Annotated in this window: 1 protein-coding gene; it reads right to left on the bottom strand. The window is 70.3% G+C overall.

The features are described from left to right. Nucleotides 1–56 precede the first annotated feature (56 nt). Nucleotides 57–1,047, bottom strand: a 991-nt coding sequence (locus CWC38_RS11845) for an NAD-dependent epimerase/dehydratase family protein (RefSeq protein WP_338067548.1), incomplete at its 5' end; no start/stop codon positions are given.

Genomic DNA, 1,047 nt, shown 5'->3' with positions numbered 1-1,047 from the left:
CCCCTGGCGGGGGCGGATGGGGGCGGGGCGGCCCCCAGAACCCGCCTGAGCGCGGCTCAGTCCTGCGCGAGGATCTCCTCGATGCCCCGACGGTACGGGGTGACCTGGAACTCGGGGAAGCGTTCCGCGAACCGGGATGTGTCGAAGAGGTTGTCCCCGCGGTAGCGCGGCAGCAGCTCGTTGGCCTCCCGCAGGGTCGGAATGAACCGCGCACCCGCGACGAACACGGCGCGCGGCAGCACGGTGTACCGGATCTTCCGGCCGGTGACCTGGGAGGCGATCTCGATCATCTGCCGGTAGGTGAGCCGGTCCTGGTCGATGGGCAGGTGCCACGTCTGCCCGTAGGCGTCCGGGGTGTTGCCCAGCAGGGCGAGCGCGCGGCTCGCGTCCGGGGTCCAGATCAGCGATCGACGCGTGCTCGCGCTGACCGGCACGAACGGCCGCTTGCCCGCCCGGATGCGGTCGAAGACGAGTGTGTTGGTCCAGCTCTTGGTCTTGCCGGGCCCGTAGAACTCCGGGGCACGCCCGATCAGCGCGTCGATCGTCCCGGTCTCCATCTCCTTGAGCAGCAGGGCCGCGATCTCGGCGCGCACCGCTCCCTTGCGCCCGTTGGGTGCGAACGCGGTGTCCTCGGTCTGCGACTCGGGCGTCCCCGCGTACATGTAGGTGTTGTCGAAGAAAACGAGCTTCGCGCCGTGCTCCTTCACCGCCGCGATGGTGTTGCGCATCATCACGGGGAACTTCTCCTCCCACAGCCCGGAGTCCATGGGCAGCCCCACGGTGAGGTAGACGACGTCGCTGCCCGCCACCGCGCGCGAGGTCGCCTCCGCGTCGGTCAGGTCCGCGGCCACCAGTTCGTCGGTGTCGTTGACGAGGGAGGGGTGGCGGCTCACGAGGCGGATGTCGTGCGTGAACTCGCGGTGCAGCTCGCGGGCGAGCTCGTCGGCGATGGGTCCGCCGGCTCCGAGGATGGTCTGCATGGGGTGGTCCTTCCGGGGTGGTGGTTCGTGGTGCGGCTCCACGGCCGCAGCGGGGTGTGGGGAGGTC

This window comes from Kocuria tytonicola (genome assembly GCF_003687455.1).
Taxonomy (GTDB): domain Bacteria; phylum Actinomycetota; class Actinomycetes; order Actinomycetales; family Micrococcaceae; genus Kocuria; species Kocuria tytonicola.
This window is presented reverse-complemented; position numbering and strand designations above follow the sequence as displayed.